The 18,980-nt window shown below is 58.6% G+C and carries 23 protein-coding genes; 16 read left to right on the top strand and 7 right to left on the bottom strand.

All coding sequences use genetic code 11. From position 1 onward, the window contains the following. Positions 1 to 80 precede the first annotated feature (80 nt). The 10 genes from ASF29_RS09105 to ASF29_RS09060 all read left to right on the top strand — a co-directional run bounded on the left by ASF29_RS09105 (position 81) and on the right by ASF29_RS09060 (position 8,299). Complete coding sequence (locus ASF29_RS09105; protein ID WP_062450379.1) at positions 81 to 2,438, top strand: putative monovalent cation/H+ antiporter subunit A; 2,358 nt, start codon at positions 81 to 83, stop codon at positions 2,436 to 2,438. After that, complete coding sequence (locus tag ASF29_RS09100; protein WP_062450378.1) at positions 2,435 to 2,854, top strand: Na(+)/H(+) antiporter subunit B; 420 nt, start codon at positions 2,435 to 2,437, stop codon at positions 2,852 to 2,854. The genes ASF29_RS09105 and ASF29_RS09100 overlap by 4 nt, the downstream gene beginning before the upstream one ends. Then, a complete protein-coding gene (locus tag ASF29_RS09095; RefSeq protein WP_062450377.1) occupies positions 2,854 to 3,231 on the top strand; it encodes a Na+/H+ antiporter subunit C in 378 nt (125 codons plus the stop codon). The genes ASF29_RS09100 and ASF29_RS09095 overlap by 1 nt, the downstream gene beginning before the upstream one ends. Before the next feature lie 17 nt (positions 3,232 to 3,248). Next, positions 3,249 to 4,811 carry a Na+/H+ antiporter subunit D gene (locus ASF29_RS09090; protein WP_062450376.1) on the top strand — a complete coding sequence of 521 codons (1,563 nt, stop codon included), beginning with the start codon at positions 3,249 to 3,251 and terminating at the stop codon, positions 4,809 to 4,811. Further along, positions 4,808 to 5,287, top strand: coding sequence for a Na+/H+ antiporter subunit E (locus tag ASF29_RS09085; RefSeq protein WP_062450375.1), 480 nt, complete (start codon positions 4,808 to 4,810; stop codon positions 5,285 to 5,287). Before ASF29_RS09090 ends, ASF29_RS09085 begins: the two co-directional genes overlap by 4 nt. Then, entirely contained in the window at positions 5,284 to 5,673 is a 390-nt protein-coding gene (locus ASF29_RS09080) for a cation:proton antiporter (RefSeq protein WP_062450374.1), read from the top strand. The genes ASF29_RS09085 and ASF29_RS09080 overlap by 4 nt, the downstream gene beginning before the upstream one ends. Beyond that, a complete protein-coding gene (gene mnhG, locus ASF29_RS09075; protein WP_062450373.1) occupies positions 5,670 to 6,017 on the top strand; it encodes a monovalent cation/H(+) antiporter subunit G in 348 nt (115 codons plus the stop codon). The genes ASF29_RS09080 and mnhG overlap by 4 nt, the downstream gene beginning before the upstream one ends. Positions 6,018 to 6,429: 412 nt before the next feature. Next, positions 6,430 to 6,858 (top strand): MucR family transcriptional regulator, encoded by a 429-nt coding sequence (locus ASF29_RS09070; protein WP_062450372.1) that lies wholly within the window; start codon positions 6,430 to 6,432, stop codon positions 6,856 to 6,858. Positions 6,859 to 7,071: 213 nt separating this feature from the next. Continuing rightward, positions 7,072 to 7,491 (top strand): hypothetical protein, encoded by a 420-nt coding sequence (locus tag ASF29_RS09065; protein ID WP_156462588.1) that lies wholly within the window; start codon positions 7,072 to 7,074, stop codon positions 7,489 to 7,491. Then, positions 7,484 to 8,299, top strand: a complete 816-nt coding sequence (locus ASF29_RS09060) for a DUF6456 domain-containing protein (RefSeq protein ID WP_062450371.1) — start codon at positions 7,484 to 7,486, stop codon at positions 8,297 to 8,299. Before ASF29_RS09065 ends, ASF29_RS09060 begins: the two co-directional genes overlap by 8 nt. Positions 8,300 to 8,330: 31 nt before the next feature. Here ASF29_RS09060 and ASF29_RS09055 read toward each other — a convergent pair whose 3' ends face one another. Both ASF29_RS09055 and ASF29_RS09050 read right to left on the bottom strand, forming a co-directional pair. After that, the gene (locus ASF29_RS09055) at positions 8,331 to 8,747 is read right to left on the bottom strand and encodes a SufE family protein (RefSeq protein WP_062450370.1); all 417 of its coding nucleotides are present in this window, start codon (positions 8,745 to 8,747) and stop codon (positions 8,331 to 8,333) included. 216 nt (positions 8,748 to 8,963) lie between these two features. Beyond that, positions 8,964 to 9,407, bottom strand: coding sequence for a DUF5330 domain-containing protein (locus tag ASF29_RS09050; RefSeq protein ID WP_062450369.1), 444 nt, complete (start codon positions 9,405 to 9,407; stop codon positions 8,964 to 8,966). 480 nt (positions 9,408 to 9,887) lie between these two features. Here ASF29_RS09050 and ASF29_RS09045 point away from each other — a divergent pair, with 480 nt between their 5' ends. From ASF29_RS09045 to ASF29_RS09035, 3 genes are read left to right on the top strand one after another with little or no spacing between them, the layout of a single operon-like run. Then, positions 9,888 to 11,420 carry a HAMP domain-containing sensor histidine kinase gene (locus ASF29_RS09045; RefSeq protein ID WP_062450565.1) on the top strand — a complete coding sequence of 511 codons (1,533 nt, stop codon included), beginning with the start codon at positions 9,888 to 9,890 and terminating at the stop codon, positions 11,418 to 11,420. Beyond that, the gene (locus ASF29_RS09040; RefSeq protein WP_062450368.1) at positions 11,392 to 12,342 is read left to right on the top strand and encodes a peptidoglycan-binding protein; all 951 of its coding nucleotides are present in this window, start codon (positions 11,392 to 11,394) and stop codon (positions 12,340 to 12,342) included. Before ASF29_RS09045 ends, ASF29_RS09040 begins: the two co-directional genes overlap by 29 nt. A gap of 12 nt (positions 12,343 to 12,354) precedes the next feature. Beyond that, positions 12,355 to 12,699 (top strand): DUF1491 family protein, encoded by a 345-nt coding sequence (locus ASF29_RS09035; protein ID WP_062450367.1) that lies wholly within the window; start codon positions 12,355 to 12,357, stop codon positions 12,697 to 12,699. Between the two features lie 60 nt (positions 12,700 to 12,759). Here ASF29_RS09035 and ASF29_RS09030 read toward each other — a convergent pair whose 3' ends face one another. Further along, complete coding sequence (locus ASF29_RS09030; protein WP_244473525.1) at positions 12,760 to 13,737, bottom strand: DUF2336 domain-containing protein; 978 nt, start codon at positions 13,735 to 13,737, stop codon at positions 12,760 to 12,762. Here ASF29_RS09030 and ASF29_RS24305 point away from each other — a divergent pair. Further along, positions 13,667 to 13,906, top strand: a complete 240-nt coding sequence (locus tag ASF29_RS24305) for a hypothetical protein (protein ID WP_156462587.1) — start codon at positions 13,667 to 13,669, stop codon at positions 13,904 to 13,906. The two genes, ASF29_RS09030 and ASF29_RS24305, sit on opposite strands and share 71 nt — an antisense overlap. Before the next feature lie 540 nt (positions 13,907 to 14,446). Beyond that, the gene (locus ASF29_RS09025; RefSeq protein WP_062450365.1) at positions 14,447 to 14,656 is read left to right on the top strand and encodes a hypothetical protein; all 210 of its coding nucleotides are present in this window, start codon (positions 14,447 to 14,449) and stop codon (positions 14,654 to 14,656) included. 27 nt (positions 14,657 to 14,683) lie between these two features. On the opposite strand, the gene ASF29_RS09020 is transcribed toward ASF29_RS09025, so the two are convergent. The 3 genes from ASF29_RS09020 to ASF29_RS09010 form a co-directional block, all read right to left on the bottom strand. Beyond that, entirely contained in the window at positions 14,684 to 15,226 is a 543-nt protein-coding gene (locus tag ASF29_RS09020; RefSeq protein ID WP_062450364.1) for a hypothetical protein, read from the bottom strand. Further along, on the bottom strand, positions 15,219 to 15,806 hold the full coding sequence (locus ASF29_RS09015; RefSeq protein ID WP_062450363.1) for a DUF1214 domain-containing protein: 588 nt from the start codon (positions 15,804 to 15,806) through the stop codon (positions 15,219 to 15,221). The genes ASF29_RS09020 and ASF29_RS09015 overlap by 8 nt, the downstream gene beginning before the upstream one ends. Before the next feature lie 143 nt (positions 15,807 to 15,949). After that, positions 15,950 to 16,375 (bottom strand): Rrf2 family transcriptional regulator, encoded by a 426-nt coding sequence (locus tag ASF29_RS09010; RefSeq protein ID WP_156462586.1) that lies wholly within the window; start codon positions 16,373 to 16,375, stop codon positions 15,950 to 15,952. Between the two features lie 119 nt (positions 16,376 to 16,494). Here ASF29_RS09010 and ASF29_RS09005 point away from each other — a divergent pair, with 119 nt between their 5' ends. Then, the gene (locus tag ASF29_RS09005) at positions 16,495 to 17,460 is read left to right on the top strand and encodes an alpha/beta hydrolase (protein WP_062450361.1); all 966 of its coding nucleotides are present in this window, start codon (positions 16,495 to 16,497) and stop codon (positions 17,458 to 17,460) included. A gap of 82 nt (positions 17,461 to 17,542) precedes the next feature. On the opposite strand, the gene ASF29_RS09000 is transcribed toward ASF29_RS09005, so the two are convergent. Then, complete coding sequence (locus ASF29_RS09000) at positions 17,543 to 18,979, bottom strand: sorbosone dehydrogenase family protein (protein ID WP_062450360.1); 1,437 nt, start codon at positions 18,977 to 18,979, stop codon at positions 17,543 to 17,545. Position 18,980: the final 1 nt, after the last annotated feature.

Below are 18,980 nucleotides of genomic sequence, written 5' to 3'. Positions count from 1 at the left end.
TGAGGTCCCGTCCTCCATGGCCTAATTGAATCACTCAAAATCGGGCCGCACAAAAAGCGCGGCGGGGGCTGGGAGACGAGATGATTGCCAATGTCACGGCGCTGACATTCGTTGTGCTGTTTTTGCCTTTCGTCATGGCAGTGTGTGCGCCGCTGGCGGTTGACCGGCTGGGCCATCGCGCCGTCTGGCTGCTGGCGCTGGCGCCCGCGCTCGCCTTCATTCACTTTCTGGGCTTTCTCCCCGCGATTGCGGCAGGGGAGGTCATCACCGGCGGCTATATCTGGGTGCCGAGCTTCAATCTCAGTTTCTCCTGGTTTATCGATGGACTGTCGCTGACATTTGCGCTGCTGATCACCGGTATTGGCGCACTCATCGTGATCTATGCCGGCGGCTATATGAAAGGCCACCCGCAGCAGGGGCGTTTTCTGGCATTTCTCCTGATGTTCATGGGCGCGATGCTGGGCGTCGTCGTCTCCGACAGCCTGCTGATGCTGTTCGTCTATTGGGAACTGACGTCGATCACCTCGTTCCTGCTCATCGGCTTCGACCACAGGCGCGAAGCTGCGCGCCGCGCCGCGCTGCAGGCGCTGGTGGTGACGGGCGGCGGTGGGCTCGCCTTGCTGGCGGGGCTGATCTTCATCTGGAACATCAGCGGCACCACGCAGCTTTCGCTTCTGGTCCACGGCAATGACGTCCTGCGCCAGAGCCCTTTTTACTTTGCCACCCTGCTGCTGGTGCTGGGCGGTGCTTTCACCAAGTCGGCACAGTTCCCGTTTCATTTCTGGCTTCCAAACGCCATGGAAGCCCCGACGCCCGTTTCTGCCTATCTGCACTCCGCCACCATGGTAAAAGCAGGCGTCTATCTGCTGATGCGGCTCAATCCGGTCATGGGCGAAACGGTTGCCTGGGAAATCCTTCTGCCCTTTTTCGGCGGATTGACCATGCTGGCCGGCGCGCTTCTGGCCCTTCGCCAGACCGACCTGAAACTGATGCTTGCCTACACGACCATGTCGTCGCTGGGCCTTCTCGTGATGCTCACTGGCTTTGGCTCGGATTATGCCATCGAGGCGGCGGTCCTTTATCTGGTGGCGCATTCGTTGTTCAAAGGCGCGCTCTTCATGGTCGTGGGTACCATCGACCACGAAACGGGAACGCGGGACGTTACGAAGCTCTCGGGTTTGCGCCGGGCCATGCCTCTCACTTTCGCCGCCGCATTCGTCGCAGCTCTGTCCATGGCAGGCTTGCCACCTTTGTTCGGCTTTCTGGCAAAGGAAGCGATCTATGAAGCGCTGGCTCATACCAATCCCCGTGCCATCCTCTTTACCGGTATCGCCATCCTCGGCAATGCCGCCATGCTGGCGGTCGCCTTTGCAGTGGGCCTGAAGCCCTTCATCGGCAAGCCACCGAGGACGCCGAGACAGGCACATGAGGGGCCGGTGCTGCTGTGGCTTGGTCCCGCTGCGCTGGCGCTTTGCGGCTTCGTTTTCGCCCTGCTGTCAAATCTCTTTCATGCCGGTATCTCGACACCTATGGCCGTTGCCATTGCCGGCGAGCCCCGTTTGGTCGAGATGTCGCTGATACCGCATATCGGCGTTCCGCTGGCCTTGTCGCTGTTTACTGTCGCGCTCGGCGTCATGATCTACACCAGGCTGGCCGCAGTGCGCGGTCTCATGGTCCGTACGCTGGCCGCCATCGGCCCCGGACCGGACAAGGCGTTCGATGTCGTTCTGTCGGCTTTGGTCCGGTTTTCCTTTGTGGTAACGCGAACGATCCAGCCCGGCAGGCTGGAATTTTACGTCACCGCCATCTTCGGCGTCATCGCGCTCGCTCTTCTGGTCCCGCTTTTCGCCTATGGCGAATTGCCCGCCATGCCCCTCTGGCCGTCGCAGATGAAGTTCCACGAAATCACCTTTATCGCCATTGCTGTCATCGGCCTCGTCGCGGTGCTGACAGCGGCCAGCCGCCTGACGGCGATCGTTGCGCTCGGCATTCAGGGCTTTGCAGTGGCTGTGCTTTTCCTGCTGTTCGGTGCGCCGGACCTGTCGTTTACGCAGTTCATGGTGGAGACGCTGTCGGTCGTCATTCTGACCCTGGTCATGACACGTCTTCGGTTGTCGCCATCCGATCATCGCGGCCTCGGCCAGAAGCTGTTGGACGGAACGATTGCGGTGGCCTGCGGCACCGGCTTTGCCCTGATGCTGCTCAAATCCACGCAGTCTCCATTCGATACCGCGTTGACGGATTTCTTTAGTACCTATTCCAAGGTCATCGCCCACGGCAACAATGTGGTCAACGTCATCATCGTCGATTTCCGCGGCACCGATACGTTGGGCGAAATCGCCGTCGTCATGGTCACGGGTCTGGCCATCCTCGCCCTCATTCGCATTCGCAGCGGGCAGAAACCGGCACAAGTGGACGAGACGGAGGGCAGGGCATGAACACGCTGATTTTCCGCACGGCCGCACCCGTCATCACCAGCCTCATGATCCTGTTTTCGATCTTCGTTCTCCTGCGCGGTCATAATGAGCCGGGTGGAGGTTTCATCGGCGGATTGATTGCGGTGTCGGCGCTGGCGATCTACGGGATCGCCTACGGCGTTGTCGCCGTGCGCCGCGCCATCGTCTTTCATCCTCTGTCGATTGCCGGTTTCGGGCTGCTGCTCGCCACGCTCTCCGGCGTGGTCTCGGCCTTTGTCGGCGTTCCCTTCATGACCGGGCTTTGGGTCACGCCAAGCCTTGCCGGTGTGGAGGTGCCGCTGGCAACGGTGATGTCTTTCGATATCGGCGTCTATCTCGTCGTGGTCGGTGGCTTCACGGCCATTGCCCTTGCACTGGAAGAAAGGGAGCGCGACTGATGGAAGCCGTTTTTTCGATTCTGGTCGGCCTGTTCTTTTCCGCCGCGATCTACCTGATGCTGTCGCGACACAGCATTCGCCTGCTGTTGGGCATCGCGCTGTTCGGGAATGCCGTCAACCTGTTGCTGTTTACCGCAGGCAGGCTGACGCGCGAGGTCCCGCCGATCATCGGTTCCGGTCAGGACACGCTGTCGCCAGCGGCTGCAAATCCACTGCCGCAGGCCCTCATCCTGACGGCCATCGTGATCTCCTTCTGCTTCTTCTGTTTTCTTTTGACCCTCGTCTGGCGAGCATTTCAGGAACTGAAAACGGATGACACCAACGAGATGCGGGCTGCAGAACCGGCCCGCGAACCTCTACCGCCGTTGGGCTATTGAAAGCGAACACCACAGACATGGCCGCATCCGGTTCTCCATCCATCGATCTTTCGGCAGCGCTGGTCATGCAGGCGACGCCGCTGTCCGACTGGCTGATCATCGCCCCGGTTGCCCTGTGCATCTGTGCAGGTGCGGTCTTGATGATGGTGCGTCACGCAATGCGCCTTCACAGTCTCATCGCGATTGCGGCGCTCGCCATTCTGGTCGTCATCGATGCGGCCCTTTTGTGGAAAGTCATGACGAATGGGCCGTTCACGATGGTCATGGGCCGGTGGCTTGCACCGTTCGGCATTGCCTTCACCGCCGATCTCACAGGCGCGGTTCTGGCGCTGACAGGGGCGATTGCCGCACTTGCCTGCGCGGTGCATGCTCGTGGCGATATTGACCACGCATCGACACGCTACGGGTTCTACCCTTTCCTCATGCTGCTGATGGCAGGCGTGAGTGGCGCGTTTCTGACCGGCGATATCTTCAATCTCTATGTCTGGTTCGAAGTGCTGCTGGTGTCATCCTTCGGTCTCATCGTGCTGGGGTCGAGCAGGGAACAGATCGACGGAGCCCTGAAATACGCCGTCCTCAATCTGATCGGCACCACGCTGTTTCTGATCGCGGTCGGTTATCTCTACGCGGTCTTCGGAACGCTCAACATGGCCGATATCGCTGTGAAGGTGACGGCAGACGATACCAGCGCCCCGCTGATGACGCTTGCCTGCCTCTTTCTGCTCGCCTTTGCGATGAAGGCGGCGGCCTTTCCAGTCAATTTCTGGCTACCCGCGTCTTATCATACGCCGAAAGTGGTCGTGTCGGCGCTGTTTGGCGGATTGCTGACCAAGGTCGGAATCTACGCCTTGCTGCGCGTCATGATCATGCTGTTCCCGGTGCAGCGGGAAGAACTCAGCATCGTCATTGCGGCCATTGCGGTGCTGACGATGATACTCGGCGCCATGGGGGCACTGGCCCAGAACGATCTGCGTCGCGTTCTGGGTTATGTCGTGATTTCGGGCATCGGCACCATGCTGGCTGGCCTAGCCATCGGTTCGCCCGCGGCCGTTGGCGGTGTCGTGTTTTACGCCCTCAATTCCGTGGTTCTGATGACGGCGCTTTATCTCGCCGTTGGTCATGCCGCCCGGCTGGGCGGTGCATGGATGCTGTCTGATCTCAGTGGCCTCTACGCCAGAACGCCGTGGTTTGCGGGGCTTGTTCTGGCGCTGTTTCTCGCGGGGTCCGGCCTGCCGCCATTTTCGGGATTCTGGCCCAAGGTGATGTTGACCAAGGCTGCTATCGATATCGGCGCCTGGTGGCTGGCAGCGTCCATCCTTGTCTCCGGGTTCCTTCTGACCATCGCCTTTGCACGCATGTTTCTGTTGTGTTTCTGGCGCTCCTCACCGCCGGGCATGAAGGAGGTGGCACCTCTCGAGACCGTGCCATCCTTCGTTCCGCTGGTGGCACTGACGGCGCTCGTCGTCGGCTTCGGCCTGTTTCCCGAGAGCATCATGCAGCTCAGCCAGCAGGCGGCGGACCAGCTTGCAGACCCGTCTGCCTATATCCGCTCCGTCTTTCCACCAAGGGGCATGCCATGAGCCTGTATGTCGTCGGTTTGCTTTTCGTCATTGTCTGGCTTGCCATCACCGGCAGCTTCACCATCGCCAATACGCTGTTCGGTCTGCTGGCCGCAGCCCTGTCTCTCGGCATCGTGCGCCATCAGCTCGCCAACAGCCAGACCCATTGGGGTCGCGTTCCCGCCATCCTGTCGCTGGCCGCGCTGTTCATCAAGGAGCTGGCGCTCTCCGCCTGGACGGTGGCCAGATTGGTCGTCAGGCCAAAGCTGGTGCTGACGCCGGGAATTTTTGCCTATCCTCTGACGGTGAAAACCGATTTCGAAATCACCTTGCTCGCCAATCTCATTACGCTGACACCCGGAACATTGTCGGTAGACGTTTCGCAAGACCGCAAGACGCTGTTCGTTCATGCCTTGGATTGCAGTGATGTGGAGGCGACCAGGACGTCGATTGCTGAGGGATTCGAGCGCAAGATCATGAGGGCGTTTCGCAAATGACACCTGAAACGCTGGTCTCCGGCGCAACCCTCATCGCTTCGGTCATCCTGTCCGCCGCCTTTCTGGCCACGGTCTACCGCGTGGTCATTGGTCCGACACTGCCCGATAGGGTGATCGCACTGGACATGCTGGTCGGCATCGCCATTGGGTTCCTTGCCGTCATCGCCATCCGCACCGGCTTCGATCTCTACGTGGATATCGCCATTGCGCTTTGCCTCGTCGGCTTTCTTGCGACAGTTGCGTTCGCCCGCTTCATCCTGTCGCGCCAGCCGGAAATAGGACAGCGACGCAAGGTGGTGCTGGATGGCACCGATATCCTGCCGTCGCGGGTTCGGGCAAAGCGTTCGCGCTCCCGCAGGAAGACCGGAAAGAGAGGCCGTTCATGAGCTGGGTCGTTGCCATTGCCGTCGCGCTGCTGCTCGTTTCCGGTGCGTTGTTTTCACTTGTCGCCAGCATTGGTATCAATCGTTTTCCCGATCTTTATACTCGCATGCATGCCGCATCCAAGGCAGGAACAGTCGGTTCAGGCCTGCTTCTTCTTGCAGTGGGCATCAATGCACTTGAACTGGCCATTTTCGCACGTGCTTTGATCGGATTTTGTTTCGTTATTCTCACTGCCCCAGTATCCGCACATTTGCTTGCCAAAGCTGCGCGTCAGGCCGGATACCCTCTGGCATCTGCAACTGTAATAGATGAGATGGAAGTAAACCGTAAGTTGAAGCGACGTTAATGCTTTATTATAAACTCCATTGAAATTTCAACATACAGTCGGGTTTTGTTACCCGTGATTTTTTATATGTAGAATAGGCTGCTTTTGGTCTGGATTATTCCAAAATAATAATTGGACTTTTTTTGGTTTGATGCTATCCACGACAGGTAAAGTAGATGATGTTGATTTGCGTCATGCGTTACCGATAGTCCGGTTCTATATTTTACTGGTAGCTAAGTTATTCTTGTTGGAGAATATCTGGATATTCTGTCGTTTTTCGCAGTCATCGTAAGCATCGCCTCTGTTCCATTCGGATCGAAAAAGAGGCGTTTATCTTTCGATAGACGCAAGTCAGTGGGCATGGGTTAACTTCATTTCGCGGGGCAATCGGGCTGGACCGATGCCGGTGAAGATATGAACAGGAGACAGATAAATGACGGAAACTACATACGGCGGCGCTCAGGATCTGCTTGTCGAGCTGACTGCGGATATCGTTGCTGCCTATGTTAGCCACCACGTCGTTCCGGTAACGGAGCTTCCTGGCCTTATTTCCGATGTGCACACGGCACTCAGCGGCACCTCCACACCTGTTGTGGCAGCCGTGAATGTCGAAAAGCAGAAGCCTGCGGTCTCTGTTCGCAAGTCGGTGCAGGATGATCAGATCATCTGCCTGGAATGTGGTGGTTCTTTCAAGTCGCTCAAGCGTCACCTTACGACGCATCACAACATCAGCCCGGAAGAGTACCGCGACAAGTGGGATCTGCCGGTCGATTACCCGATGGTCGCACCAGCTTATGCAGAAGCGCGTTCGCGCCTGGCAAAAGAAATGGGCCTTGGCCAGCGCCGCAAGTCCGGCCGGTAATCAAGCGCCCCTTCGATCAAAACGAAAAGCCGGTCCTCGTGACCGGCTTTTTTATGCGCGCTTATCAGATGGGATTAAGAAAATAATCCTTTTGCAAAATCCATATTGTAAATAAGCGAATTGAAACCTGCTATTTTTCTCATGTAGTCCAGAGATTGCATAGGCGATTTTCATGGTGTATGAATTAATTCCTATTTGTAGAGGAGTTGCAGCATGCCCCTGAATTCCGGTCTGTCCGGCACGGCCTCACCCGTTGCCCAACATTATCCCGTCTCCACCGCCTTTGCGCCGAGGCCACCCGTGTCCATGGCCAGCCGTGCCGCCTGCCACCGCGTTCGCCAGATTACCTACGACATGTTCCTCGATATCGTCGACCGTGACCTCGTGCGTCGCGACCGGCGTCACGCCATGGCGCATATTCGCCAGATTGCGCTCTACGTCAGCCATGTCGCGCTGTCCTTGCCCATGTGGCAGGTGGCAACCTGCTTCGGTCGCGATCAATCCACGGCCAGCATTACCTGCCAGAACGTCGAGGACCGCAGAGACGATCCCGCTTTCGATGCCTTCGTAACAGCAGTGGAAGAGGCCGTCAGGCCGCTTGCCGCGACGATCGAGGCACAGGATCATGAGTAAATCGCGCGGGAATGAGAAACAGATCAACGCGGCAATTGTGCGTGTCCTGCGTTTCATCGGGCGCGGGGCGGCCTCCATGACGCAGAGCGGAGCTTTCATCGAGATCGCCTGCGACCGTTCGTCCGAGACTCGGCGGCTGGATCGGGCCGTGCTCGACCACGGGCTTTCTGCCGGTCTCTGGCGCATCGCTGACGGCCATCTGCTTGCAGAGCCTGCCGCCAGCGCCTTCATCAAGCGCGCCATGCTGAAGGAGAGGGATGAAATCTTTCAGGAGCAGCACCGCCTGAGCGACGCGGTCTGCCTGGAGATCGAAGGCCAGCGACAGACCGTGCGGCGCAACGAGCTGTCGTCGCCCATGCTGGTCTTGTCACGGCTGAAGGATCGTGACGGTCAGCCGTTCTTTCCCGCCGACACGCTGGAGGCAGGCGAGAGGCTGGCGCGTGATTTCCATCGCGGTCAGCTCAGCCCGAGGATTACCGCATCCTGGGAACCACGTCTGGCAAAGCGCACGAAAGGGCAGGGCAATGGCGGGCAGGAGCTCAGCGACACGGCTCTGGCCGCTCGCACCCGCTTTTCCCGCGCCGCAGATGCCATGGGTCCTGAACTTTCAGGCGTTGCCATCGATGTCTGCTGTTTCGAAAAGGGTCTTGAACTGGTGGAGCGCGAACGACAATGGCCGGTGCGTTCGGCAAAACTCATGCTGCGCACCGCGCTGCTGGCCCTTTCCCGGCATTATGCGCCACCGCAACCACAGCGCAACCGCGAAAGCCACCGGTGGGGAACCGAGGATTACCGGCCCAATCTATAGGCAGGACTTGCGTCGTGATCCGACCGCCGCTTCACGCCGCCAGCAGCTGCGCCTCGCCTCGAATGCGGTTGATCATCGAGCGCAGGCCATTTGCTCGCTGCGATGACAGATGCTCCACCAGTCCGATCTTGCCGAAGACCTCGATGGCGTCGAGGTTGGCGATCTCGGAGGCGTGCTTGCCGGAATAGACGGCAAGCACGATGGCGACGAGGCCGCGCACGATATGCGCGTCCGAATCGCCTTCGAAGGTCAGCACCGGGTCGCTGCCGCCATCGCTATGGCTGACAACCCAAACCTGGCTGGCGCAGCCCTGCACCTTGTTTTCCGAGTTTTTCTTTTCGTCCGAGAGGTCGGGCAGTTCCTTGCCCAGCTCGATAACATAGCGGTAGCGGTCTTCCCAGTCGTCGAGAAAAGCAAAATCATCCAAAATCTTGTCGAGAGACGCCATGTGTCCGTTATCCGCTGTTTCAACTGCATCAGAATGCACGCTTCGTTACCATATAGGCGAAGGTCTCCGATAATTGAACCGCCGTGCAGACGAAAAAAAGCCCTGCAACGAACGGATCGGGCAGGGCTTGCAAGTCGGGCAGTCAGGCGGCTCAAGCATGAGCCGCAAGGGTGGAGAAGGCGCGGGCCTTCACGAACATGAAAAGTATGCGCCAGATCAGGTGGCGGGACGACGCTGTGGCATGGGAACGTAAGGTTGCGACTTGATGACGGTGCCGGTTTTGATGTCGTCGCTTTCATGATCCTGCGCAATGTCGATGGTCGTGGTGGCAGGCACGGGCGTTACAGGGGCGGCAGCGGTCGCGGTCTTCGCGGTGGGCTCGCTGCCAGCCAGCTGAGCGTCGATCAGTTGGTAGGCGACCTTTGCGCCTTCGCGGGCTCGTTCACCCAGCGCATGAAAGGTTTCGGCACCCTTCTCGCAGACTTCAGGCTTTTCGACGCAGATGGCGCTGACATAGTGGTAGGCTTCGCTGGCTGCCGAGACGGCGCTAGCGATGTTCATCGAGGAGGTCTGTGAATTGCTGTTGCTGGAGCTACCGAAATAGGACAGCGCCACCAGAACCAGCGAGAAGAAGATCGATGACTTGATCAGAAACCACATTGTGACACTACCCTGTTTGACGTCGCCCTTTGCGGGTCATCCGTGTTTGCCCTGTTGTTCGGGCTTGGAATCACCCTAGAGCCAACAGACCAACAGCGATTTGCAAAAACCGGCAGGATTTAATTCAAATTGTATCTATTTGTTCCGTGGCAGGACGACGAAAGCGATTTCCCTACAAGTTTAATCAAGGCCATTAAGCATAATTGCGGCGCTGGCCCGCAATTGCAGGGGATAACGGCGCGGGCGCCTGCCACAAAGATTAACGCAAAGCGAAAAATCCAAGAAAATCCTTCGCTTACCCGTCATTAACCATGAAACACGAAGTCTTGCGCAAATGCCCCGAAATGGGATTCCACAAGGCTTTAAGCCGGGTGGAGACCCCGTCTTTTAGCCTTTCTTTAAGCCGCGGGCCTCTATTGTCGGCCATGGTTAAGGGCCGTCACGCCCATTTTGGAATTCGGTGTTCAGGTATTGCGTAACATAACGGAAAAAGCGATTGCGTTGATCGATCATGCTACGGGCATGTGGCTTTCGCGCATGGAAGAAGATGCCAGCGAACGGGTTGCGACGGTTCATGCCCTGCGCCGCCTCGTGGCATTCGGCATCGCCGCTTTGCTGGTCCTGCCTGCCGTCTTCTGCCTTGCCTTTCCCGTATCCGTCGCGCTGCCCCTTGGCGTCGCTTCCGTTTTTGCCGTCTTTCTGGCCGCTGCCGCATTCCTTCTTGCGCTTCACAGACCGCAGAGAACCACTGAAACCGTATCCGCGCCCGCAACAGGCAACATGGTAGCAGCCTCGCAGGTGCCCGGCCTTTTGCTGGTGTTTGATGAGCATGGCGTTGTCAAAAGCGTGTCAGGCCGCGATGTCGGTCAATTCCCGTCGAAATTTCAGCATTGCGCCGGTCATTTCTTTGCAGAGCTTGTGCATGTTTCCGACCGCATCGGCCTGATGCAGGCATTCGATGCGCTGCGCCAGGGCAATGACAGCGCGATTGCCGATCTGCGCTTCGACAATACGGTTGCCACACGACAGACCCAGTTCCTCCACGCCCGTATGGATATGACGGCGCAGCGCGATCACATGGGCCGGTTGACCGGTGTCATTGGCCAGCTTCGCGATATCACCGAGAAAGAACTGTTGCGCAGCGAAGTCGCCCGCAAGGCGGCGGAAGCCGAATCGGCCAATGATGCCAAGTCCCGCTTTCTGGCTGCCGTCAGCCACGAATTGCGCACCCCGCTCAACGCCGTGCTCGGCTTTTCGGATATTCTTGCCGGTGAGTATTTCGGCAGGCTCGAGAATGATCGCCAGCGCGAATATGTCTCGTTGATCCGCCAGTCAGGTGCTCATCTCCTGTCGGTTGTCAACACCATGCTGGACATGAGCAAGTTGGAAGCGGGCCGCTACGAGCTGCAGATGGAGCCATTCCGCATTGCCGACGCCGTGGCCACCTGCGAAGCCATGCTGGGTCTTCAGGCCAAGCAGAAGGGCCTGACGCTCACCAGCCGCATCCAGCGCGATATGGGCGAAGTCATTGCCGATCAGCGCGCCGTACAGCAGGTTCTTATCAATCTGGCAGGCAATGCCATCAAGTTTACCGAATCGGGTGGTGTGGTCTCCATGGACGCATCGCTGGAAGGCGGCATGCTGAAGCTGACCGTCAGCGATACAGGCATCGGTATTGCCGCAGACAAGATGGCGTTTCTCGGCCAGCCCTTCATGCAGGTGCAGAACGAATATACCCGCCGCTATGAGGGTACGGGCCTTGGGCTCGCCCTCGTCAAGGGATTGGTGGAACTGCATGGCGGGCGCTTTGCAATCGCCAGCCGCGCCGGCGAAGGCACCGTGGTCACGATCCTGCTGCCGGTCGATGGCTCCGGTCAGACGATCGGTGGTGATCGCGACGGTACGGATGGTCCGGTGGAGTTTCCACCGCGCCTGCGGCAGCCGGTTGCGGTTGCTGATGAAATGAAGAAGGAGGATGTTGCGGATGGCCGCGCCAAAGCGAAAATCGCCTAGGAAAACACCGGCTCGCAAGGAGCCCGGTATCGTTTCTGTGGCAGCACTCGCCATAGGACAGCAGATTTTGCAGCATCCCAGACTGGTCGGCGGCTGCACGGCCTTTTTCGTCGTTTTCGGCTTCGTGGCCGCCAATGCGCTCTGGTATCAGCCGGGCCATCACCCATCGCCTTTCCTGCGCACCCGCGATGAAGAAAATCCCAACGGCATCGCTGGCTATCGCCTTGCGTCAGGCCTTGGAGAGCAGGGCAACGTCACGACATTTCGCATCGAACGACAGACGGATGCGCCGCAGCCCGTGCCGCCCTCCGCCCCAGCCGTGCGGCCCGATGATGCGCCCGCCTTGCCCGCCCAGACGGCACAGGCACCCCACCAGCCATCCGAACTGATTGCCGAAATCCAGCGCGAACTGTCCCGGCGCGGCCTTTATGAAGGTGCTGCCGATGGCATGATCGGACCGCGCACCACGGCGGCCATTCTCTTTTTCGAAGAGACCGTCGGCATGGAGCCGACCGGTGAACCGACGAGCCGTATTCTTTCAGCCCTGAAGATCGACAGCGCCACCACCGTTGCTGCCATACCCAAGGCGCTGCCGCAGGATCGCCCTGCCAGCGCAAATACCGGCGGCGTCGCCATCGATCCCGTTGCCGCAGCCATTCGCAGCGCCGAAGCCAAGCAGCCAAAGGCGCAATCGATCTCGCTGACATCGGGCGATACACCCAAGCCGGTGACGAAGGACATGGTGGCGAAGATTCAGCAGGGTCTCGTCAACATCGCCTATGCGGATGTGAAGGTGGACGGCATGGCCGGTGAACAGACACGCACCGCCATCCGCAATTTCGAGAAGCACTACCGCCTGCCTGAGACCGGCGAGCCCAATGAGGCCGTGCTGAAAAAGCTGAAATCCATCGGCGCTTTGTGATATCGCATCACGATGCGTCTCAAATCAGAAATTTTCGTTTCCGCCCTCATGCGCCGCGTGTTTTCCGCCGGCGACTTCGCCGCGATCGAGCAGAAGGGTGCGGATGCGGCAGGTGCCATCTTCATCCGCCAACGCCTGAGAAACGGCCTGCAAACCCTGTACGGGCCTGCGCCGCAGAGCTTTTCCGACGATGAAGAGGAGAGGGCGGAGCGCCGGTTCGAAACGCGCCTTTCAGGCGTAGACGCGGCTGACATCGACGCCCTCCTGGAAAAGGAGCGCCGCTTCGACAGCGACCTGTGGGTGGTGGAACTGGAAACCGACAGGATTGACGGGCTGTTTACGGTTGTTTCGCAATAGTCGGAAGCAGCCGCTTGCGGCGGTTCTCATGCCCGAGAGGGGACGAGGCAGTCCAGCCCATTAGCCCCTGACCACCAGACGCTGCGGTTCGTTTCCTGCTTCGCGTTGTGTATCGCTCTGCCTGTTGGGGTCGATGGTGTACCTGTCTGCCCGGCGCCAGCTTTCGATCCGGTCTTCGCATTGCCCGATGTCCAGATTTTCGATCATGGTTTCGGCTCGCGTCATATTGCCGTCCAGCGCGCTCAGATGCGGGTAGAAGCATTCCAGAACGAAGGCGGCATCGGCAAAATCCATACCAAGCCCGATCATCGTGGTGGCCAGTTGCTGGCCGGAAATGTCCAGCATCACCCGTTCGGAAAGCCAGTGGCTGGCCGAAAGCGAATCCGACAGGGCGGTGGAGAACTGCCGGGCGTTACGTTCGCGGGCAAAGCGCACCAGAAGCGCCTCCTGCACATCCGTCAGACGCCGTGCACCCAGGCTGTCGGTGACCGGGCGCTGAAGTTGCCGCGCCATGGTGCGAAGCTGGCGGCGCAAATCCTCTTCGCGCTCGGCGATCGTCTTTTCCATGGTGCGTGAAAGATTGGTGGCTGCTGCCTGCGGCGGTACGGCGGGGGAGGTGGCATTGCGCGAATGGCGCAGGCCAACCAGTGCATCGACAACCGTGGGCGACAGGTCTTCGCGGCGCACGATGGTGCGCGCATGCGCTCCGCCCTGCGTGCGGGCAATGGCAATCAGCGTGTCGTCGTCAAGGCATTTGGAGGAAACCAGAAACGGTGCGGATAGCCCGATGGGCTGGCTTGCGATGAAGAAGGCGACCGCGGAGGGAACGTTGGGATTTTGCGACAGCGCCGCCACCGCTTCCCGCTTCGCCTCAGGCGTCGAGGCGGTAAAAAGCGGCATGAAAAGCTCCGCGAACTGGCGAAGCTCGGATTTGGATGGATGAGAAAGCCCTTCGAAACTCGATACAGTGGCCATCAGCACCACATCTTTCTTCCTCTCGGCACTTGGCCTTTCTAACTCTCGAAACCGGTCGGTCAACGCAATACCCAATGTGACGCAAAACAAAACGATCCGTTCTAAATATAACAAACGTGTTGACGCGCTGTTAACCAGCCGTGGCGCAAAGCAGTTTTTTGCCGCCATGCACAGCAAATTTTTAAGACAATATTTTCGGAAAGATCTGGCTCTGATGCGCAACGGCGGGTAGCTGGCGCTAGCGGGGACTCGCCCGCCATGCCGAAAGCAGGCTAGGACGAGCCCCTGACCGCTATCATGGCGGCTGTTTGTCGTTAGACACGACGAAAATGACACACGTCAAACGTTCAGGCGCGCAAAACTTACCCGCGATTTTCTGGATTTGGAAAATTAGTTTTAAATTACAACGACTTTGCCGAAGGCCCTGTTTTTGAACTCACAGAAGCGTGACCTCAGCCTTACCGAAGCATCACCAGAATACAGACAATTTTAACGGGGAATGTGCCACACCGGGAATATTAGTGTTAACGACTGCTTAACCTATCCATGTTTGTAATCTCATAGGCAGCTGACAGATTCGGTGCTAGATTTCGAAGTCGAAATTTAGAGTTTACTGTAGCAAACGACAATGTTTGCGGCCGCCTCTCGTCTCACATGCCAGTCTGTGGACTGGAAATGCACAATGTTTGTGGTGATGGCATTCCCGCGCGTTTTCTGACGAACCGCGCGATCATTCAACAACCAAGCGTCATGCCCCTGAGAGGAGAAGACTATGACGGAAATCATTTCGTTTTATGCGGCGTCCCGCCGCCTTGGCCGATCCACGGATCTGCCGTCCGCCGTAAGTGGCCCCGCGCAACTCTTGTTCTTTACCGGCGTGCGGTACGAGCGCCCGGAAGCTGAGTTGCGGATCGAAAGCCAGACGAAGCAGCGCAAGCGCAAAGTCGTGGTCACGACAACGGATACGGCGATCGGTTCCTGAACCGTTCAAACGGCTTGCTGATCGAGATCAGGGCGTCTGCTCGCATTTTGCTTCGCTGAGAAATCGCGTCGCTTCCTCTACGAAGCTCGGTTGCGGCACCATGGTCCGCAGCACCGCATACCCCTTGTTCTGCCCTGCTTCGACCAGAATGGATTTGGAGAGGCCGGCCGGCTGGGCCTTACGAATGGCTGCCAGCTGTACCTGGTTGGCGACGAGAATATCCAGCTCACCACCCGCCGATGTGCGGTCGTTCATGCTGAAGATTTCATTGGACGCGCTGTCGAAAACCGCCACCGACCAAAACGGCACGACGCCGAATCCCGCCAGACGAACCGGTTTGGTGTCCACATCGAATGTGCATACGGCAACACGCATAAAGGGGTCGCCGCTGCCCAGTTCCGTCTTTTCGCGGTTGTCGTCCAGGAGATGAAAGCGGTTTGGTGCACCTTCCGCGACCGCACGCGTGTACGCGTCGCGATTGGAAAAATGCGGTGTGGCCAGCAGGATGACGAGATGCAGCACGGCTGCTCCGACAAGGCCGACGAATACGGCGAAAACGACCTTAAACATTGCCGCATCCTGTCTTCTGGATGTCCGGCATCTTGATGTCGATCAGGCCCGTGCTTCCCGCGACCGGCGTGTCGAGCAGCGTCAGCACCAGCTTGAACGGGCGAGAGGGCGGCACTGACAGCCAATTGTAGGTTTGCGCCGATGCGGCCACGGCAATGTCCATGCCGCCGCCCGGTCCATGTAGCAGTGTCCGTGAATTGAGCGCTATCGGCTTGCCCGAGCCGTCATCGAGGGGATTGCCGTGCTGATCTGCCGCGTAAAGCGTCCAGAAGCGGGAAGGGGGCACGGAGCCTGTCAGGCGGTAATGGCAGTCTCCCGTCAGCCGCTGCCCGGCACTGTCGGCCGACGCCGTAAAGCTCAGACCTTCAGCGGTACCGTAGAGCAGCTTGCCCGCATCCGCCCGGTGCGACTTCGCATAGGGGTCTGCCTCGATCGTCTGCGCCTCGGGAAAAGCATCCCACGCTCCGATCTTGATCGAGCCGAAACCTTCCGTCGCGTCCAGAGCCGCAAATGTGGATAATATTCCGCCGCCAAAAGCGATCAGAAGCGAAATCGCAACAAGAAATGGAACTCGAAACACGCTGTTTTCCCGTTTTGGAACAGGTGAGGGTTAGCATTGATTCCGCTTGGGGGAAATGGGCAGAACGACGCCAAGACAGGGTTTCGAGAAATCTCCACGCCCTTTGCAGTCGATGCTATCGATTGCCGCCTTAAGCTGTCCGTTCAACCGCCTTTCTCGTCAAGCGCGGTCCGCGCTATATCTGACAGGTTGGTAGCCTGAAAAGCCTTCGTCAGCGCCAGTTCCGCATCCTGAAACGCAGCCTGTAGTCTCGCATTCGTCGCTTTTTCTACAGGACAGGACGGGTGATCACTGGACAGTGGTGCCTCAAGGATGGTTTCGCCCTGAAGAGCGCGCTGCACGTCAAGCATCGTCAATTCATTCAGCGGTTTTGCCAGAGACCAGCCGCCGCCCCGGCCTCCTTCCGAGGCGACGATGCCGTGGCGTCGCAACTGGCCCATGGTTCGGCGCACGACGACGGCGTTGGTGTTCAACATCTGCGCAATTCGCTCGGAGGTCTCCCGTCCGCCGAGCAGTCCCATGTGAACCAGAACGTGAACCATTCGCGCAAGCCGGCCATCCTGTCTCAATCGTGAACTCCCACAAAGTGTAACAATATTTGTTACGGTATCTTGTTGTCGCTTATTCCGTAACATATATTGATACGGTAAGAAGTCTAGCAGGTGCAAATGCCTTGGAGAAAACAGATATGAAACAGCGTATGGTCAAAACCAGAACCTTGCAGATGAACATTCTGGAAGCGGGTGAGGGGCCTCTCGTCATCCTGTGCCATGGCTTCCCGGAAACCTCACACGCATGGCGCCATCAGGTTCAAGCCCTTGCGCAGGCAGGGTTTCACGCCGTTGCGCCGGATATGCGCGGTTATGGTCAGACAGATGTGCCAGAGGATTTTGAGCAATTCACCGTTTTCCACCTCGTGGCTGACATGGTGGCGCTGGTCGATGCACTGGGTGCGGAGAAAGCAACGATCGTTGGAAATGATTGGGGTGCGACGGTGGCTTGGCAGGCGGCGCTCCTGCGGCCGGACCGTTTCGACAAAGTGGTTGCCATCGGCGTACCGCTGATGGGCCAGCCACCGGTTCCGCCGAGCGCGATATTTCCCGCCACGGACCAGGCATTGCTGTACGCGCTCTATTTCCAGCAGCAGGAGGCTGTCGCTGAGCTTGACCGCGACCCGGAAACCACGCTGCGCAAAATATACTATGCCGCCAGCGGCGGGGCCGGGCCACGTCTACCGGGAGACGATACCCCGAACCCGTTCGGTATGGTTTCCCGCAAACGCGGGCTGTTGAGCGACCTGCCGGAGCCGAAAGGCGTGTTGCCCTGGCTGACGGCGCATGACATGGATGTGTTCGTACGTGCCTTCGCTGCCACCGGCTTTGGTGGTGGGCTCAATTACTACAGAAATCTCGACATGAACTGGCAGCTTCAGCAATCCCTTTCGGGTCTGAAGGTGACCATTCCTGCACTGTTTTTGATTGGGGAGCGCGATACCGGTCTAGCCATTCCCGGCATGAGAGATATGATCGAGGCCATGCCTGAACTGGTGCAGGAATTGACGAAAAGCCAGTTTGTTGCTGGCGCAGGCCACTGGCTACCGCAGGAAGCGCCCGATGCGGTGAACAGAGCTATCATAGAGTTTCTGAACGGCTAACATCTGTCCGCCATCGTATCGGTGGAATGAACACGCAAACGCCGCCAACCAGAGGCTTCGCGGCGTTTGTTGATATCCAGCGTCAGTTCGCAGGTGCAGGCGTTGTTGCCGGTGCCGGAGCTGGCGTCGTAACAGCTGTCGTGCCGGATACATCGTCCGTCGCGATTGGCGCCGGTGTCATCTTGCCGTCTGCGGCGGCCACGCGCCATACGGTATTGCCGGCATCATCTGCCACCAGCAGCGCGCCGGTGCCATCGATACCGACGCCGACCGGACGGCCTTTCGCCTTGTCGCCCTCGATGAAGCCGGTCACCACGTCCTGCGTTTTGCCGACGGGCTTTCCATTCTCGAAGGGGACATAGGTCACGCGATAACCGTTGAAGGCAGTACGGTTCCAGCTGCCGTGTTCTCCGATGAATGCGCCGTTTGCGTAAGGTGCGGGCAAAGCGGAGTTCAGCGAAAATGTCAGGCCCAGCGCGGCGACGTGGCTGGAAAGCGCATAGTCCGGCTTGATGGCCTTCTCCACCATATCAGGGCGCGGCGGGTAGACCCTGTTATCGACGTGGTTGCCGTAATAGCTCCAGGGCCAGCCGTAAAAGCCGCCTTCCTTCACAGACGTCATGTAGTCGGGCACGAGATTGGGGCCAAGCTCGTCGCGTTCGTTGATAACGGCCCACAGCTCCTTGCTCTCAGGATTGAAGGCAAGACCATTGGGATTGCGCAGACCTGAGGCAAACAGCTTGAATGCGCCCGTCTGACGGTCCACCTGCAGAATGGCGGCGCGGTTCTTTTCCGCCTCGAGCCCATTTTCAGTGATATTGGAGTTGGAACCGACCGAGGCGTAGAGAAACTTGCCATCCGGGCTCAGCGCCAGATCCTTGGTCCAGTGATGATTGATCGGCCCGCCGGGCAACTGCGTCAACACACGCGGCTCGCCTGTGATCTCGTTCTGGCCGAGTTGATACGGGTAGGCGAGAATCTGGTTGGATGTGGCGACGTAAAGCGTATCATCCGCAAAAGCGAGGCCGAAGGGCGAATCCAGCTTGGTCAGCAGATCGTGCCGCTCGTCCACGGTGCCGTCGCGATTGGTGTCTCGCAGCAGCGTGATGATATTGCTTTCCTTGGGCGTGCCGCCACTGGTTCCATGCGCAATCGCCATGATCCAGCCACGAATGATATCCTTCGGTCGTGACGCCGATTGACCACCCTTCGGCTCGCGCGATTGCACAACCAGCACATCGCCATTCGGCAAAGTGTGCACGGTGCGCGGGTTGACCAAATCCTTCTGGTAAACCGTAATCTTCAATCCCTCAGGGACCTTGGGCGTTTCGCCATCCTTCCAGCCCACGACTTCTGCGACCTTCAGATCGGGGATAAGGCTCATGGAGGGTTCGGGAAGAACGGGATCGGCTCCGATCTGCTGCGCAGTATCGAAATTGCCATTCTGATCGCTGCATGCTGGCAGGACCAATACGACGCCGGTGAGAAGAAGTGCGGGGGCAAGAATGCGGGTGGCCATA

This window comes from Rhizobium sp. Leaf262, from assembly GCF_001422245.1.
In the GTDB taxonomy this organism is placed as follows: Bacteria; Pseudomonadota; Alphaproteobacteria; order Rhizobiales; family Rhizobiaceae; genus Agrobacterium.
This window is presented reverse-complemented; position numbering and strand designations above follow the sequence as displayed.

Coding starts and splice junctions, on each gene's coding strand:
- mnhG (WP_062450373.1), top strand. CDS start 5,670: ATGAGCTGGGTCGTTGCCATTGCCGTCGCGCTGCTGCTCGTTTCCGGT.
- ASF29_RS09080 (WP_062450374.1), top strand. CDS start 5,284: ATGACACCTGAAACGCTGGTCTCCGGCGCAACCCTCATCGCTTCGGTC.
- ASF29_RS09065 (WP_156462588.1), top strand. CDS start 7,072: ATGCCCCTGAATTCCGGTCTGTCCGGCACGGCCTCACCCGTTGCCCAA.
- ASF29_RS09055 (WP_062450370.1), bottom strand. CDS start 8,747: ATGGCGTCTCTCGACAAGATTTTGGATGATTTTGCTTTTCTCGACGAC.
- ASF29_RS09060 (WP_062450371.1), top strand. CDS start 7,484: ATGAGTAAATCGCGCGGGAATGAGAAACAGATCAACGCGGCAATTGTG.
- ASF29_RS09070 (WP_062450372.1), top strand. CDS start 6,430: ATGACGGAAACTACATACGGCGGCGCTCAGGATCTGCTTGTCGAGCTG.
- ASF29_RS09090 (WP_062450376.1), top strand. CDS start 3,249: ATGGCCGCATCCGGTTCTCCATCCATCGATCTTTCGGCAGCGCTGGTC.
- ASF29_RS09000 (WP_062450360.1), bottom strand. CDS start 18,979: ATGGCCACCCGCATTCTTGCCCCCGCACTTCTTCTCACCGGCGTCGTA.
- ASF29_RS09085 (WP_062450375.1), top strand. CDS start 4,808: ATGAGCCTGTATGTCGTCGGTTTGCTTTTCGTCATTGTCTGGCTTGCC.
- ASF29_RS09025 (WP_062450365.1), top strand. CDS start 14,447: ATGACGGAAATCATTTCGTTTTATGCGGCGTCCCGCCGCCTTGGCCGA.
- ASF29_RS09040 (WP_062450368.1), top strand. CDS start 11,392: ATGGCCGCGCCAAAGCGAAAATCGCCTAGGAAAACACCGGCTCGCAAG.
- ASF29_RS09100 (WP_062450378.1), top strand. CDS start 2,435: ATGAACACGCTGATTTTCCGCACGGCCGCACCCGTCATCACCAGCCTC.
- ASF29_RS09105 (WP_062450379.1), top strand. CDS start 81: ATGATTGCCAATGTCACGGCGCTGACATTCGTTGTGCTGTTTTTGCCT.
- ASF29_RS09020 (WP_062450364.1), bottom strand. CDS start 15,226: ATGTTTAAGGTCGTTTTCGCCGTATTCGTCGGCCTTGTCGGAGCAGCC.
- ASF29_RS09050 (WP_062450369.1), bottom strand. CDS start 9,407: ATGTGGTTTCTGATCAAGTCATCGATCTTCTTCTCGCTGGTTCTGGTG.
- ASF29_RS09005 (WP_062450361.1), top strand. CDS start 16,495: ATGAAACAGCGTATGGTCAAAACCAGAACCTTGCAGATGAACATTCTG.
- ASF29_RS09035 (WP_062450367.1), top strand. CDS start 12,355: ATGCGTCTCAAATCAGAAATTTTCGTTTCCGCCCTCATGCGCCGCGTG.
- ASF29_RS09095 (WP_062450377.1), top strand. CDS start 2,854: ATGGAAGCCGTTTTTTCGATTCTGGTCGGCCTGTTCTTTTCCGCCGCG.